We start from the raw sequence: 14,794 nt of genomic DNA on the forward strand, positions 1-14,794 counted from the left end.
CGTGCCCGAGGCCGGCATGCCCTCGTTCGCCGAGCTGGGCCTGCCCGAACCCGTCGTCCGCGCGCTCGCCGATGGCGGCTTCTCCGAGCCGTTCCCGATCCAGGCCGCGACGCTCCCCGACACCCTCGCGGGCCGCGACCTGCTCGGCCGCGGCCAGACCGGCTCCGGCAAGACCCTCGCCTTCGGCCTCGCGCTGCTCTCCCGGCTCGGCGAGCGCACCACGGGACGGCCCCGGCCGCGGCAGCCCCGCGGGCTCGTGCTCGTCCCCACCCGCGAGCTGGCCCAGCAGGTCGAGGACGCTCTCGCCCCGTTCGCGCGGGCGCTGCGCCTGTCCACCGCCGTCGTCGTGGGCGGGTTGTCGTTCAACCGGCAGGCCGCCGAGCTGGCGCGCGGCGTCGACCTTGTCGTCGCCACCCCCGGCCGGCTCACCGACCACACCAACCAGCGCACGTGCGACCTCTCGCAGGTCGAGATCACGGTGCTCGACGAGGCCGACCGCATGTCGGACATGGGCTTCCTGCCGCAGGTCAGGGCGATCCTGAACCTGACCCCCGCCCGCGGCCAGCGGCTGCTGTTCTCCGCGACGCTCGACGGCGAGGTGGGCGCGCTGGTCCGCCAGTACCTCACCGACCCGGTCACGCGCGCCGTCGCCTCGGCCACGGCGCAGGTGGCGACCATGGAGCACCACGTCCTGCTCGTCGACCCGGCGGCCAAGCCGGGGATCGTCACGGAGGTCGCAGCCCGCGACGGGCGCACGATCCTGTTCGCCCGCACCAAGCACGGCGTCGACCGGCTCGTGAAGGTGCTGCGGCGCGCGGGCGTGGCAGCGGGCGCGCTGCACGGCGGCAAGGCGCAGAACGCCCGCAACCGGGCGATCGCCGAGTTCAAGGACGGCCGCACCCCGGTGCTCGTCGCCACCGACGTGGCCGCGCGCGGCATCCACATCGACGACGTGAGCCTCGTCGTGCACGTCGACCCGCCCGCCGACCCGAAGGACTACCTGCACCGGGCCGGGCGCACCGCCCGGGCGGGCGACTCCGGCACCGTCGTCACGCTCGTCACGCCCGACGAACGGCGCGACGTCGAGCGGATGATGCGGCTGGCCGGGGTGCGTGCCGCCCAGACCCAGGTGACGACCGGCGACGGCGAGCTCGCCCGGATCACGGGCGCGCGGCAGCCGTCGGGGGTGCCGATCGCCACCCCGCCCAAGCCCGCGCAGGGTCCGCGCCGCCCCCGCACCGGGAGCGGGCGCACCGGGAGCAGCCGCGCCGCGCGCGGCGGGAGGCGCAGGCGTGACGCGGCGGCCTGAGGACCGTTACCCGCTCGTGTCCGGGTCGGGGGGATTCTCAGCAGAGCCACAGGGTCGCCCTGCCACGGTCAGGGAGAAGTCTCCCGAATCGGACACCGAGGTACCTGTGCGCGCTCCCCGTCCCCGAGGCCGTCTCGCCGCCGTGCTGGTGGCGCTCACCGCGGCGTTGGCCGCCTGCTCGACCGGCTCGACCGGGTCACCTTCTGCCGCCCCGGGCGCGCCGCTGCCGCCCATCGAGCTCGAGGGCGACTGGACGTGGACCAAGCAGGAGGCCGCGCTCGAGCTGGGCGTCACCCACACCCAGAAGAGCCTCGACGAGAGCGACAGCGACCCCGATGCCCGCCGGCGCGGGATGGACATCCTCGCCGGCGACAGCGCGATCTGGCAGAACCACCACCTGATGGGCTTCGGCACCGACAACCCCGAGCCCGAGCCGGGTGAGTACGACTGGGAGACCCTCGACCGGCGCATGAAGATCACCGAGGAGACCGGCCAGCGCACGATGCTCACGCTGTGCTGCTCCCCGGACTGGATGAAGGGCGGCGAGGAGGGCGAGACCGACTGGGACGAGCTCGAGGAAGCGCCCCGGCCCGAGCACTTCGCCGACTTCGCCCGGCTCTCCGCCGAGGCCGTGAAGCGCTACCCGCAGGTCGAGCGGGTGATGGTGTGGAACGAGCTCAAGGGCTTCTGGGACGAGGCCAAGGGCCGCTGGGACTACGAGGGCTACACCGAGCTCTACAACCAGGTGTACCGGGCCGTGAAGGAGGTCCGGCCGGACGTGCAGGTCGGCGGTCCGTACGTGGTGCTGATCGGTCTCGACCAGGGCGCCCGCGACACCTCCACCACGGTCGCCGGACCGTGGGGCGCGGCCGACCAGCGCACGCTCGACGTCGTCGACTACTGGCTGCAGAACAACGTGGGCGCCGACTTCCTCGCCGTCGACACCGCGACCAACAAGCGGGACCAGGACGGCCCCGCCCCCGTCGACGGCGCCCGCAAGTTCGCCGACCTCGCCCGCTGGCTCCAGGAGCGCAGCGACCTGCCGATCTGGTGGGCCGAGTACTACCCGGAGGTTCCCGCGGGCGAGGACGACGAGCCCACGAGCCCCGTCAACGCCGCGGTGAACCTGGCCGCGATCGCCGCCATGGCCGAGTCCGGCACCGCGGGTGCGCTGTTGTGGGGCCCGCAGGAGCACGACCTGGGCTCCCCCGCGCTCTGGACCGACGCCACCAGGGAGGGCGGCGGGCAGCCGCTCCCCCTCACCCAGGCATGGCAGTTCCTGGTGCCGCGGCTGGCCGCGGGCGACGTCGAGATCGGACGCTCCCCGTCCCGGCCCCACCTGCTCGCCTTCCGCGCGAACGACGGCGTGGTGGTGGTCAACCTGAGCGGCGACCAGGTCGAGCTCGCCCCGGGCAAGCCGCTCACCCCCTGGCAGATCCAGGTGGGCGGCCGCGAGTCCTGACCCGTGAGCGGGTACGGGTGCTGGAGCACCCGTACCCGCTCACGGCCGTTTCAGCGGCGGCGGGCGGCCCGGCGCAGCTGGAAGATGCGCAGGCCGCCCGGAATCGCGACGAGCAGCAGCCCCGCGATGGCGGCGAGCAGCAGCGCCACCCCGACGGGCAGGGTGCCCGACGCTCCCAGGAAGTTGATCTGCACCGGCGTGCTGTTCTGCAGGATGAAGATCAGCAGGACCAGCAGGACCAGCGCGGACAGGACCAGGCCCGCCCACAGGACGCCACTGCGCGAGCGCCGCACCGGCTCCGCGGGCCAGCCCGCCCGTGGCGTGGGCTCGCTCGGCGTCGGGACGGTGGGGCCATCGGCGACGACCGGCCGCATCGTCGGCTGCGTGGCCGGGTCGGCGTGCGGATCAGCCGGCCCGACGCTGCCGTAGGTGGGCGAGTGCAGGTTCATCGCCCGCGTCGGGTCGTCGGTCATGCGCGCACCTCGCTCGCTCGACACCGTTCGTGACCACCCGTGAGTATCCCGCAACGGCGTCCTTCACGCGACGTTCCGTGATCTTGGACGTCGATCTCGGAGGTCAATGCCGCCGCATCGGGACGTGCGCAACGCCATCCCAGTCGTAGGCCTCGCCGACCTGGCCGAAGCCGAACTCCCGGTAGAAGCCCGCGAGGTGCTCCTGCGCGTCCAACAGGCACACCCGGTCGCCGACCTCGGCCAGCGCCGCCTCCATCAACTGCCGACCCAGCCCGCGGCCGCGCACGGAGCGGGCGGTGCACAGCCTGCCGATCCGGAACTCTCCCCCCGGCTCGCGCAGCAACCGCAGGCATCCGAGGACGGGCTCGGGCTTGCCGTCGCCGCCCAGCCAGAAGTGCCGCGCGCCGTCCTCGAGGTCGCGCCCGTCGAGCTCCGCGTACGGGCAGGCCTGCTCGACGACGAACACATCGACCCGCAGCCGCAGCAGCTCGTAGAGAGTGCTCGGCGGCAGGTCCGCCGCCCACGCGCGGTGCACCGTGGCCGTCTCCGTCTCGCTGCTCATCCCGATTGCCTACCAGATCGGGTGAGCGCGCGCCGCCCGCGCCCGTGCGAGGCTCGCTGGGTGCGCCGACCCCTGACCATCGCCGTTGTCGGCCCTGCGCTGGTGGCCGCCGGGCTCGCGCTGGCCGGCACGCAGGCGGCAGCCGCCGAGCGACCCCCGCTCCCCCTGCGCCCCGACGGATACGGGGTCGCTCAGCCGACCCCGCCCGACTTGCTGGACCGCAGGCTCCCCACCCGCGACATCCTCCCTCCGCCCGCGGACGGGAGGTTCGCGTCCACGGTCGGACCGGTGCCCGACGACGTCCTCGCCCGCTCGACCTGGAAGCCGGAGTGCCCGGTGCCACCGGCCGACCTGCGCTACGTCACCGTCTCCTTCCGCGGCTTCGACGGGACCGCGCACACCGGTGAGCTGATCGTCGCCGCCCAGGTGGCCGACGACGTCGCGGCCGTGTTCGGCGACCTCTACGCGGCCGACTTCCCGATCGAGGAGATGCGCGTCGTCGAGCCTGCCGAGCTGACCGCCCCGCCCACCGGCGACGACAACAACACCACCGCGTTCGTCTGCCGGCCTGCGGTGGGCCTCACGCGCTGGTCGGCGCACGCGCTCGGTCTCGCCGTGGACGTCAACCCGTTCCAGAACCCCTACAGCAAGGGCGACCTCGTGCTGCCCGAGCTCGCCTCCGCCTACCTGGACCGCGAGCGCGATCTGCCCGGCATGATCAAGGACGGCGGGCCGGTCGTCACCGCGTTCGAGCGCATCGGCTGGAAGTGGGGCGGGCGCTGGACGTCCCCAGTGGACCGGCATCACTTCTCCCGGACGGGCACGTAGCGTGTGATTCGTGCGGCACCACGACCTCGTCGTCATCGGAACCGGCTCCGGCAACTCGATCGTCGACGAGCGGATCGCCCATCTCGACGTCGCACTGGTCGAGCACGGCGTCTTCGGTGGCACGTGCCTGAACGTCGGCTGCATCCCGACGAAGATGTACGTCTACGCCGCCGACGTGGCACAGGTGGTCCGGCACGCCGGCCGCTACGGCGTGGACGCCACCGTCGACAAGGTCCGCTGGACCGACATCCGGGACCGCGTCTTCGGCCGGATCGACCCGATCTCGGCGGGCGGGCGCGAGTACCGCGTGGACCGCTCCCCGAACGTCACCGTCTACGAGGGCCACGCACGCTTCACCGGTCACAAGGAGCTCGCGGTGGCCCGCACCGACGGCTCCGGAGCCGATGCGTTCAGTGCCGATCGCATCGTGCTGGCTGCCGGAAGCCGGCCCGTGATCCCCGACGTCGTCACGGAGTCGGGCGTGCCCTACGAGACGTCCGACACCGTCATGCGGATCGACGCGCTCCCCGAGCACCTGGTGATCCTCGGCAGCGGGTACATCGGCGTCGAGTTCGCGCACGTCTTCTCCGCGCTCGGGGCACGGGTGACGATCGTCGGGCGCAGCAGCATCCTGCGCCGCCAGGACGAGACCGTGTGCGAGCGCTTCACCGAGATCGTCCACCGGCGCTGGGACGTGCACCTCGGCAACGAGGTCACGGGCGTCCGCGGGAGCCGTGGTGACGTCACCCTGGAGCTGGCCGACGGCTCGTCCGTCCACGGCGACCTGCTGCTCGTCGCCACCGGCCGCCGACCCAACAGCGACCGCCTCGACCTCGACCGAACCGGTGTGGCGACCCACCCCGACGGCCGCATCGTCGTCGACGACCAGCAACGCACCACCGTCGACGGGATCTTCGCCCTCGGCGACGTGAGCTCGGCGTACCAGCTCAAGCACGTGGCCAACCACGAGGCGAAGGTCGTGGCGCACAACCTCCTGCACCCTGACGCACCGCGGCGCAGCGATCACCGGTTCGTACCGGCGGCCGTCTTCACCGAGCCGCAGATAGCCGCCGTCGGGCTCACCGAGGCCGAGTGCCGCGCAGGCCACCTCGACTACACCGCCGCCGTGCAGGAGTACGGCGACGTCGCCTACGGGTGGGCGATGGAGGACACGACGGGGTTCTGCAAGGTGATCGCCGAACGCGGGACCGGTCGGATCATCGGCGCGCACGTGATGGGCGCGCAGGCGTCGACGGTGATCCAGCCGCTGATCCAGGCGATGTCGTTCGGGCTGGGGGCGCGGGAGATGGCCACCGGCCAGTACTGGATCCACCCGGCCCTGGCCGAGGTGGTGGAGAACGCCCTGCTCGGTCTCGACCTTGAGATCTGATGTGAGTAAGGTAATCCTAAGTCCGCCGTCTCCTTGGAGCATGCCCATGACCGTTGCCGAACACCCCACCCGCCCGGCCGGGTCGGCCAAGCCGATCCTCGACGGCCGGCGGGGGATCGCGCCGCAGATCGGCGTCTACGTCTTCGTGATCCTCCCCCTCGTCGCGCTCGTCGCCGCGATCCCCTTCGCCTGGGGTTGGGGTCTCGCCTGGACCGACGTCGCGATCGCCCTGGTCTTCTACGTCGCGAGCGGGCTCGGCATCACGGTCGGCTACCACCGCTACTTCACGCACGGCTCGTTCAAGGCGAAGCGGCCGCTGCGGATCGCGCTCGCGCTGGCCGGCAGCCTCGCCATGCAGGGGCCGGTCATCACGTGGGTCGCCGACCACCGCCGTCATCACGCCTTCTCCGACAAGGAGGGCGACCCGCACTCGCCCTGGCTGTTCGGCACCGGACCCGTGGCGCTCGCCAAAGGCTTCTGGCACTCCCACATGGGCTGGCTGTTCGACCGCGACACGACCAACCGCGAGCGCTTCACCCCCGACCTGCTCGCCGACACCGACATCCGGCGCGTCGACCGCCTCTTCGTGCTCTGGTCCGTGCTCACGCTGATCGTGCCGGCCGCGCTCGGCGGGCTGCTGACCCTGTCGTGGTGGGGCGCCCTCACCGCGTTCTTCTGGGCCGGGCTGGTGCGCGTGGGCCTGCTGCACCACGTCACGTGGTCGATCAACTCGATCTGCCACATGATCGGCGACCAGCCGTTCGCCGCCCGCGACCACTCCCGCAACGTCTGGCCGCTCGCCGTGCTCAGCTTCGGTGAGTCCTGGCACAACCTGCACCACGCCGACCCCACCTGCGCCCGCCACGGCGTCCAGCGCGGACAGGTCGACATCTCCGCCCGGGTGATCTGGGCGTTCGAGAAGCTGGGCTGGGCCCACTCCGTGCGCTGGCCCACCCAGCGGCGCCTGGCGAAGCTGGCCCGCACCGCCTGAATCTCCCGTGCCGGCGCTGGGGTGCGCGGGCTAACGTTCGCCGCATGGGCTACAAGATCGACTCGGCGATCCAGGCGCATTATGGCGTCGGCGTCGAGCGGGACCGGTTGACGACCTGGGGCCGCCTGGAGGCCGAGCGCACCCGCGAACTGCTGGACCGGTTCCTGCCGACGCCGCCCGCCGTCGTGCTCGACGTCGGCGGCGCCGAGGGCGCGTACGCCTTGCCGCTGGCCGCCGCCGGCTACGAGGTGCACCTGATCGACCCGGTGGAGCGGCACGTGGAGGCGGCGCGGGCCGCGTCGGCCTCTGCGCCCGCACCGCTCGCGTCCGCCGCGGTGGGTGACGCTCGCGCACTCCCCCACCCCGACGGCAGCGCCGACGCCGTACTCCTGCTCGGCCCGCTCTACCACCTGGTGGAGGCCGCCGACCGGGCCACGGCGCTGGCCGAGGCGCGCCGGGTCCTGCGTCCGGGCGGCGTGCTGCTGGCAGCCGCGATCTCCCGCTTCGCCTCGGCGTTGGACGGCGTCCGGTTCGGCCTGCTCGCCGACCCGCGGTTCGCCGCGATCGTCGACGGGGACCTGACGGGCGGCGTGCACCGCAACCCGGACCCCGTGGGCCGGCCGGAGTGGTTCACCCTCGCCTGGTTCCACCACCCGGACGAACTGCGGGAGGAGGTGGTGGCCGCCGGACTCACGCAGGTCGAGGTGCTCGCCGTCGAGGGCATCGGCGCGGCCGGAGACAGCGGGCCGCTGCTGGACGACCCGGGCACGCGTGAGGTCCTGCTGGCCACCGTCCGGCGGCTGGAGTCCGAGCCGACGCTGGTGGGGGTCTCACCGCACCTGATGGCGGTGGGACGGCGGCCATGATCGACGAATGCGGTTTCAGGGGCGCAAGACTGCGGCCCTGAAACCGCACTCGCTGATCACGCGGGACGGCGGCGGGCCAGCGCCAGGGTGGCCTCGACCTCCGCGATGCAGGCGGCCGGCTCTCCGTCGAGCGTGTGCCAGGGGAACCGCAGCAGGTCCCAACCGCCCCGGGTGAGGGAGTTGCCCTTCCGGCGATCCGTTCGGAAGCGCTCCGCGTCGATGTGCCAGGCCCAGCCATCCACCTCGATCGCGACCCGCTCGACCGGGAACGCGAGGTCGATGCGGTAGGGCCCGAACGGATACCCGAGCACCCAGCCGCCGATCCCGGCCCGACGGAGCAGCGTGACCAGGAGCCTCTCCGCTGCCGGGTCCGCGCGGTCGGCGGCGGCCACCAGCAGTCGGTGCATGCCGGCCGAGCCGTGCCGGCCGATGTTGCGGCAATAGCAGCGGTAGACGGCCGGGAATCGGACATGGCGCTGCAGAGCTCGGTCGAGGAAGACCGAGCCGCGCGGAACGACCAAGGCCGTCTCCAGCGCAGCGAGCGGCGCGTCCGCCACCGTGACCTCGCGGCGTTCGACCACATCGTCCGGACGCAGGTCCCGCCGGCGCAGACCGATGCCCGGCCTGCTCTTCCGGTGTACGGCGCGGGGCAACGTCAGCTCGACCGCGGCGGGCGCACGGTCCATCATGCCGTGCCAGTAGGCCGCAGCCGGACCAGTGACCACGGCCCTCGCCGCCCGGGCCCACATCCACGCCGCTCGAACCCTCGCCTCGTCCGTCAACCGGTGGCCGCCGACCAGGTAGACGCACGGGTGCAGTTCGCGCCATGCCCCGGCCCGTACGCGGCGCCGCACGGTGTCTGCCGAGATGCCGCAGGCCCGCGCCTGCGCGAGGGTGACGACGCCGGCCTGCCGGACGAGGACGCGCTCCAGGACCACGGAGGCAGAATTCCGCGCACCGCCGCGCAGTGGGCCCGTTTCGCAGAACTCGCCGCGGTGATCACCACCTGCGGTCGCAGAGTCGCACACCTGCGGTTCTGCAACCGCAGGTGGTGATCAAGGGCGGTCAGCCCGCAGGGCGCTCGTCCTTCAGCGCTTCCTCCGGCTTGGCCGCCGGGTCCACCGGGGCCGCGGGCGGGGTCTCGCCCCGGATATCGGCCACCAGCCGCGTGACGTCGGCCATGATCGCGGCGGTGGCGCCGTCCAGGGCCGTCCGGGTGCGCGGGCCGCCCAGCCATGCCGACAGGTCGACCGGCGGGCCCGCGACCACCGTGACCCGCCGTCGCGGGAGGAAGCGCGGCCGGCCGCGGTGGGGCGGCAGGACGTCCTGGGTGCCCCAGTTCGCGACCGGGATCACCGGGGCGCCGGTGAGCAGGGCGATGCGGCCGATCCCGTTCTTGGCCTTCATCGGCCAGCCGTCGGGGTCGGCGGTGTAGGTGCCCTCCGGGTAGAACGCCACGATCTCGCCGCGCTCGATCGCCGCGATCGCGTCGCGGTAGGCGTCCTTGGCGCGGACCGAGGCGCGGTAGACCGGGATGTGGCGCCCGCCGCCCAACACCGAGCGGACCACGGGGGTGTCCCACAGCTCGGACTTCGCCAGGAAACGTGGCATCCGACCGTGGGAGATCGTGAACGCCACGTCGAAGATCGGATCGGCGAACGACACGTGGTTGATCGCGAGCAGCGCACCGCCCGAGCGCGGGACGTGCTCACCGCCGCGCCAGCCCACCTTGGTGCCGAACATCGCGAACGGCCAGATCAGCGCGATCGCCAGGCCGTACCAGAAGCCGGAGTCCCGCCACCGCCGGGTGAACGTCAGCCGCAGCTTCTGCCACTCCGACAACGGTCGGTACTGCGTCACGGCGTCTCCTCCAGGTCGGACTCGGGTACCCCGATCATCCCATCCACCCCCGTGTGACCCCCGTCCCACGCACGTTCGAAAAGGCGTCGCCGTCCGCAACGGTGTCGGCTACCGTCACCGCCGCTCGTGTCCCGATCGGTACGGAGGCGATCCTGGAGCTCCCCCGCAGCTTCCTCATCCGCGAGAGCAGCCACCGGATCCTCGATCCGTTCACCTCCGAGAAATTGGCGACGCTCGGTGCGGCGTTGCGCATGCCCACCGGGGCGCGCGTGCTCGATCTCGCGTGCGGCAAGGGCGAGCTGCTCTGCACCTGGGTGCGGGACCACGGTGTCGCCGGAGTCGGCGTCGACATCAGCGCGACGTTCCTGGCGGCCGCGCAGGCGCGGGCAGCCGAGCTGGGGGTGTCCGACCGGATCGAGTTCGTGCACGCGGACGCAGCGGGCTACGTCGCGGACGAGCCGGTCGACGTCGCCGCATGCCTGGGAGCCACCTGGATCGGACGGGGCACGGCGGGCACCATCGCGCTCCTCGAACGCAGCCTGCGGCCCGGTGGCACGGTCCTGATCGGTGAGCGGTACTGGCGGCTCGACCCGCCGGACCAGGACACCGTCGAAGGCAGCTACGCACGCCACAAGGACGAGCTCATGTCGCTCCCGGGACTCGTCGAGAACTTCCGCGACCTCGGGTGGGACCTCGTCGAGATGGTGTTGGCCGATCAGGACAGCTGGGACCGCTACGTGGCCGCCCAGTGGCTCAACATCCGGCGCTGGATCGACGCCAACCCCGATGACGAGCTGGTCGGCGAGATGCGCGCCGAGCTCGACACGGCGCCTCTGCGTCACGTGCGCTACCAGCGCGAGTACGTGGGTTGGGGCGTGTTCGCCCTCGCCCGGCGCTGATGCGCGACACTCGCCCACATGACATCCCTGATCGACGGGCGGGCGGCGGCATGACCGGCGACGGCCACGCGACCATCGTCGGACGCACCGTCTCGGCCAGCACCACGGTGGCCGCGCCGCCCGAGGAGGTGTTCGCGCTGCTCGCGAACCCCCACCGGCACCACGAGTTCGACGGCTCCGGCACGGTCCGCGGGGCCGTGTCCGGGCCGGAGCGGCTCGCGCTCGGCGACCGGTTCGGCATGAGCATGAAGATCAAGCTGCCGTACCGGGTCACGAACCGGGTGGTGGAGTTCGAGCCGGACCGCCGCATCGGCTGGTGCCACCCCGCCCGGGCGGTCTGGCGCTACGAGCTCGAGCCCGTCCCCGGCGGCACCCGCATCACCGAGACGTTCGACTACGGCGGCTCTCCGATGGCGAAGGGCATGGAGCTGCTCGGCTTCCCGAAGGGCAACGCCAAGTCGATCCGGGACACCCTGCGCAGGCTCCGGGAAATCTTCGGGGCGCCCCAGAGCTGAGGCCGCCGGAGTCAGGAAAGCCACATTCATGAACCTGGAGGACGGGAATGGGGCTTTCCTGAACTCTCGGTGCGCCATGCCCTGACCTCAAGGCGCCACCGGAACGACCCGTCCGGTCCGAGCTGCGCCGCACCACCGGCAGCCGGATCGGCCAGATCCGCGGTCGCGCCGGCCATCGGCTCGATCCCGATCGACCGGTACGGCGAGCCCTCGGGCCAGCCGCGCAGGTTGCGCCACAGCAGCAGGGACGCGGGCTCGGCGTGCCAGGTGAAGGCGAGCGCGTCGGCCCCGTCCACCACGGTCACGGCGGCGCAGCCGGGCAACACGGCGGCGACGGCGGTGCCGTCGTCCGGGCCGAGGCGGTCGAGCCCAGCGGGCCACGCCACCATCGAGTTCTGGTCGACGAGGTATGCCGTGTACACGCCCGGGGCCTCCAGCCGGGCCGCGGGTGAGACGTCGAGCAACGCGTGCACCGCGTGGACGAACGGGGCGTGCGGTCGACCGGTGATCGTGTAGTCGGCCGTGAGCGTCCCGTCGCTGCGGATGCGCCGCTGGAGCCGGAACCCGTCAGCGGTGACGCCTGCGTCCGACCAGGGGCGCGACCAGACCGCGCCGTGGTCCGGCTCGCCGCGCACGGTGGGGAGGCACTCCTCCACGCCGCCCGCGTCGACGAACGCCGCCCCGGGCGTCACCGCGCCCCGCGCGCGCACGACGGCGGGGTCGGGGTTGCGCCACAGCCACTCCCGCTCCGGGGTGCGCAGCGAGGTCCATCGCCCGCCGTGGGCGAGGTCGACCTCGACGGTGAGCGGCCGCGGCGCCCACTCGGTCATTCGCCGACCCGGTCGAGGACCACCACGTCGCAGTCCGGGGCCAGCCGGAACGGAATCTCCACCTCGGCATCGACGAACTCGCCGCTCCCCCGCACCCGGTAGCGCGAGCCTGCAACGCCCGACTCACCATGCCGGAACGCCGGACTCGCCGTGCCGGAACGCGCGACTCGCCCGGTAGGTGCCAGTGGCACGCGGAGCGAGCCCGCTCCGGGGCGGGCCCAGGCCAGCAGCACGATCCGGTCCGCCGTCGTGTACTGCACCGCGCAGGCCGGATCGCCCGGGGCGCCGTGCCAGGTCACCTCGCCCGCGTGCACCACCGGCCGGATCTCCCGGTACAGCGCCACCAGCCCACGCGCGCGGCCCCGCACGTCCGGGGACCAGGCGAGCAGGTCGGCCCCGATCCCGAGCACCCCGGCCATCGCGACGACGAACCGGAACTCCAGGCTCGACGGCGCGGTGTCCAGCCGATCGGGCTCGTCGGTCACCCACGAGCTCATCACGTGCGGCGGGTAGGCGGACAGGAAGCCGTGCTGGATCGCGAGCCGGTCGCGCGGGCCGGTCTCGTCGCTCGGCCACACGACGTCGGACAGCGCGAGCACGGCGTTGTCGACGCGCCCGCCGCCACCGGCGCACGCCTCGACCGTGACGTGCGGGAACTCCGCCCGCAGCATCCGCATCAGCCGGTAGTAGGCCTGCGTGTGCCGGAGCGAGCCGCCGAGCGTGATCGCCCGGTTCATGTCCCACTTCAGGTAGCTGACCGGGTGCTCGGTGAGCAGCCGGCGCAGCATCGCGGCGGCCCACGCCTCCACCTCTGGTCTGCCGAGGTCGAGCACGTACTGGTTGCGCAGCGTCAGGAGCGGCTGGTGCACCCAGTCGGGGTGGGCGCGGTAGAGGTCGCTGTCGGGGTTCACCGCCTCCGGCTCGACCCACAGCCCGAACCGCATCCCCCGGTCGAGCACGCCCTTCGTCAACGCCTCGAGGCCGTCGGGGAACTTCTCCTCGTCGACGAACCAGTCCCCCAGCCCGGCCCGGTCGCTCGTGCGCCCGCGGAACCAGCCGTCGTCCACGACGAACACCTCGACGCCCAGCTCCGCCGCCACGTCGGCGAGCGCGAGCTGGTGCTCGACCCGCACGTCGAAGGTGGTGGCGTACCAGGAGTTGTAGACGACCGGCCGGTGCTCGGGCCCGCGGGCGAGCCCGCGCTGGTAGGTGTGCCAGGCCCGCGCGACGCCTGCGGGTCCGTCCGGGCTCCACACGCCCAGCAGGTGCGGGGTTTCGAACTCCTCCCCCGGCCCGAGCCTGATCACCGTCTCGTCGTCGATCCCGCCGCTCACCCGCACGACCTCGCGGAACGGCACCGCGTCGACCGCGAGCCGCCACGACCCGCTCCACGCGAGCGCGATCCCGTAGGCGTCGTCCGCGTCCCGGGAGCGCAGCGTCACGACCGGGGCGTACGTGTGCGACGTGATCCCCTGGCGGCTCCCCAACGACAACCGGCCCGCCGGCAGGTCCACCTCTGCCGGTGTGCACTCCCGCGACCACGCGCCGACCAGCGTGCCCACGCGTGCTCCGGGCCCGACCGGGACGTTCCAGCCCGCCCCGAACGCGCGGTGCAGGACCAACGGGCGGGTCGCACGCAGCACCGCCCACCGCTCGACGACGTCGTGCCGCCGGGAGGTGCGGACGTGCAGATCCACCTCCAGCCCGGTCTCGTCGTCCCGGAGCATCGCCTGCAGCCGTCCGTCGGTGTGCGCGACGGACCCGGGTACGAGCCGGGGCGAGGCGCCACCCTCCACGAGCAGCTCGGCGGCCTGCGCGTGCCGGACACCGGCCGCGGCGAACTCCAGCGGTGCGATGTCGGCGGGCGTCTCGAACGTGCCGCGCGGCGGGACGACCCGAACGGGCCGCCCCCAATGGGCCAGTTCCAATCCGAACTCGGAAGCGCGCACGACGTAGGCCGACCGGGCGGTCCGCAGCTCCCACTCGGTCACTTCCCGGTCCCCACCAGGAGACCGGACACGAAGTGGCGCTGGAACACGAAGAACACGATCGCCGTCGGCACGGCCGCCACGAGCGAACCCGCCGCGATGACGTTCCACGAGCTCGAGTAGCCGCCCTGCAGGTTGAGCAGGGCCGCGGTGATCGGGAACTTGGTGTCGGTCTGCAGGACGGTCATCGCCCAGATCAGGTCGTTGTAGATCCAGGTCGTGGCCAGTGCGGCGAGTGCGGCGAGCGCGGGCCGGCAGAGTGGCAGCACGATGCTCCAGAACGTGCGCCCGGGGCCGGACCCGTCGAGCAGCGCGGCCTCGAACACCTCGGCCGGCAGCGAGCGCATGAACCCGTGCAGCACGAACGTGTAGAACCCGAGCCCGAACCCGACCTGCACGACGACCAGCGCGAACAGGGTGTCGTAGATCCCCAGGCCCTGGGCGATCCGGGAGACCGGGATGAGCAGGATCTGCGGCGGCAGCAGATTGCCGGCCAGCATCACGAGCAGGATCGTGCGCCGCCCGGGGATGCGGTGGCGGGAGAGCGCGTACGCGGCGATCGCGGCCAGCGCGAGCGACGCCACCACCGTGCAGACGGTCACCACCGCACTGTTGGCCAGCGCGGTGGCCACCTGGCCGCCTGCGAGGGCCGTGGCGAACCCGTCGAGCGTCAGGGTCGCCGGGAACGCGCCGAGGCCGCGGGCGGCGATGTCGTCGAACTCGCGCAGCGCCACGAGCACGACGAACACGATCGGCGCCAGCCACAGCAGGGTGAAGGGGATCATCACGGCGTGGAACCAGGGCGAACGGGCGGTCCGCAT

15 protein-coding genes are annotated in these 14,794 nt (G+C 72.9%); 8 read left to right on the forward strand and 7 right to left on the reverse strand.

Going from position 1 to position 14,794, the window contains the following annotated elements:
• Positions 1-16 precede the first annotated feature (16 nt).
• On the forward strand, positions 17-1,309 hold the full coding sequence (locus FHX44_RS01850; protein ID WP_147260859.1) for a DEAD/DEAH box helicase: 1,293 nt from the start codon (positions 17-19) through the stop codon (positions 1,307-1,309).
• A gap of 106 nt (positions 1,310-1,415) precedes the next feature.
• The gene (locus FHX44_RS01855) at positions 1,416-2,771 is read left to right on the forward strand and encodes a glycoside hydrolase family protein (RefSeq protein ID WP_147253858.1); all 1,356 of its coding nucleotides are present in this window, start codon (positions 1,416-1,418) and stop codon (positions 2,769-2,771) included.
• A 50-nt stretch (positions 2,772-2,821) separates the two neighbouring features.
• Here FHX44_RS01855 and FHX44_RS01860 read toward each other — a convergent pair whose 3' ends face one another.
• Entirely contained in the window at positions 2,822-3,244 is a 423-nt protein-coding gene (locus FHX44_RS01860; RefSeq protein ID WP_246170156.1) for a lipopolysaccharide assembly protein LapA domain-containing protein, read from the reverse strand.
• Between the two features lie 103 nt (positions 3,245-3,347).
• The gene (locus tag FHX44_RS01865; RefSeq protein WP_147253859.1) at positions 3,348-3,806 is read right to left on the reverse strand and encodes a GNAT family N-acetyltransferase; all 459 of its coding nucleotides are present in this window, start codon (positions 3,804-3,806) and stop codon (positions 3,348-3,350) included.
• A gap of 99 nt (positions 3,807-3,905) precedes the next feature.
• Here FHX44_RS01865 and FHX44_RS01870 point away from each other — a divergent pair, with 99 nt between their 5' ends.
• Genes FHX44_RS01870 through FHX44_RS01885 form a run of 4 tightly spaced genes read left to right on the forward strand, consistent with a single transcriptional unit; the run spans position 3,906 to position 7,881 of the window.
• Complete coding sequence (locus tag FHX44_RS01870) at positions 3,906-4,634, forward strand: M15 family metallopeptidase (RefSeq protein ID WP_246170895.1); 729 nt, start codon at positions 3,906-3,908, stop codon at positions 4,632-4,634.
• 10 nt (positions 4,635-4,644) lie between these two features.
• Positions 4,645-6,024 carry a mycothione reductase gene (locus FHX44_RS01875; protein WP_147253860.1) on the forward strand — a complete coding sequence of 460 codons (1,380 nt, stop codon included), beginning with the start codon at positions 4,645-4,647 and terminating at the stop codon, positions 6,022-6,024.
• A 46-nt stretch (positions 6,025-6,070) separates the two neighbouring features.
• The gene (locus FHX44_RS01880) at positions 6,071-7,015 is read left to right on the forward strand and encodes an acyl-CoA desaturase (RefSeq protein WP_147253861.1); all 945 of its coding nucleotides are present in this window, start codon (positions 6,071-6,073) and stop codon (positions 7,013-7,015) included.
• A gap of 44 nt (positions 7,016-7,059) precedes the next feature.
• Complete coding sequence (locus FHX44_RS01885) at positions 7,060-7,881, forward strand: class I SAM-dependent methyltransferase (RefSeq protein ID WP_147253862.1); 822 nt, start codon at positions 7,060-7,062, stop codon at positions 7,879-7,881.
• A gap of 56 nt (positions 7,882-7,937) precedes the next feature.
• On the opposite strand, the gene FHX44_RS01890 is transcribed toward FHX44_RS01885, so the two are convergent.
• Complete coding sequence (locus FHX44_RS01890) at positions 7,938-8,819, reverse strand: type IV toxin-antitoxin system AbiEi family antitoxin domain-containing protein (RefSeq protein ID WP_170308733.1); 882 nt, start codon at positions 8,817-8,819, stop codon at positions 7,938-7,940.
• Positions 8,820-8,946: 127 nt separating this feature from the next.
• Positions 8,947-9,741, reverse strand: a complete 795-nt coding sequence (locus FHX44_RS01895) for a lysophospholipid acyltransferase family protein (protein ID WP_147253864.1) — start codon at positions 9,739-9,741, stop codon at positions 8,947-8,949.
• Positions 9,742-9,794: 53 nt separating this feature from the next.
• Between FHX44_RS01895 and FHX44_RS01900 the strand changes: the two genes are divergently transcribed.
• Both FHX44_RS01900 and FHX44_RS01905 read left to right on the forward strand, forming a co-directional pair.
• Positions 9,795-10,640: an SAM-dependent methyltransferase gene (locus tag FHX44_RS01900; protein WP_246170157.1), complete on the forward strand. Its 846-nt coding sequence runs from the start codon at positions 9,795-9,797 to the stop codon at positions 10,638-10,640.
• 50 nt (positions 10,641-10,690) lie between these two features.
• Positions 10,691-11,155, forward strand: coding sequence for an SRPBCC family protein (locus tag FHX44_RS01905; protein WP_147253865.1), 465 nt, complete (start codon positions 10,691-10,693; stop codon positions 11,153-11,155).
• A 26-nt stretch (positions 11,156-11,181) separates the two neighbouring features.
• Here FHX44_RS01905 and FHX44_RS01910 read toward each other — a convergent pair whose 3' ends face one another.
• Genes FHX44_RS01910 through FHX44_RS01920 form a run of 3 tightly spaced genes read right to left on the reverse strand, consistent with a single transcriptional unit; the run spans position 11,182 to position 14,794 of the window.
• The gene (locus FHX44_RS01910; protein ID WP_147253866.1) at positions 11,182-11,985 is read right to left on the reverse strand and encodes an aldose epimerase family protein; all 804 of its coding nucleotides are present in this window, start codon (positions 11,983-11,985) and stop codon (positions 11,182-11,184) included.
• Positions 11,982-13,976, reverse strand: coding sequence for an alpha-galactosidase (locus FHX44_RS01915; protein ID WP_147253867.1), 1,995 nt, complete (start codon positions 13,974-13,976; stop codon positions 11,982-11,984). The genes FHX44_RS01910 and FHX44_RS01915 overlap by 4 nt, the downstream gene beginning before the upstream one ends.
• Positions 13,973-14,794 (reverse strand): carbohydrate ABC transporter permease, encoded by an 822-nt coding sequence (locus tag FHX44_RS01920; RefSeq protein WP_147253868.1) that lies wholly within the window; start codon positions 14,792-14,794, stop codon positions 13,973-13,975. Before FHX44_RS01920 ends, FHX44_RS01915 begins: the two co-directional genes overlap by 4 nt.

Origin of the sequence: Pseudonocardia hierapolitana, from assembly GCF_007994075.1 — a bacterium.
Lineage (GTDB): Bacteria > Actinomycetota > Actinomycetes > Mycobacteriales > Pseudonocardiaceae > Pseudonocardia > Pseudonocardia hierapolitana.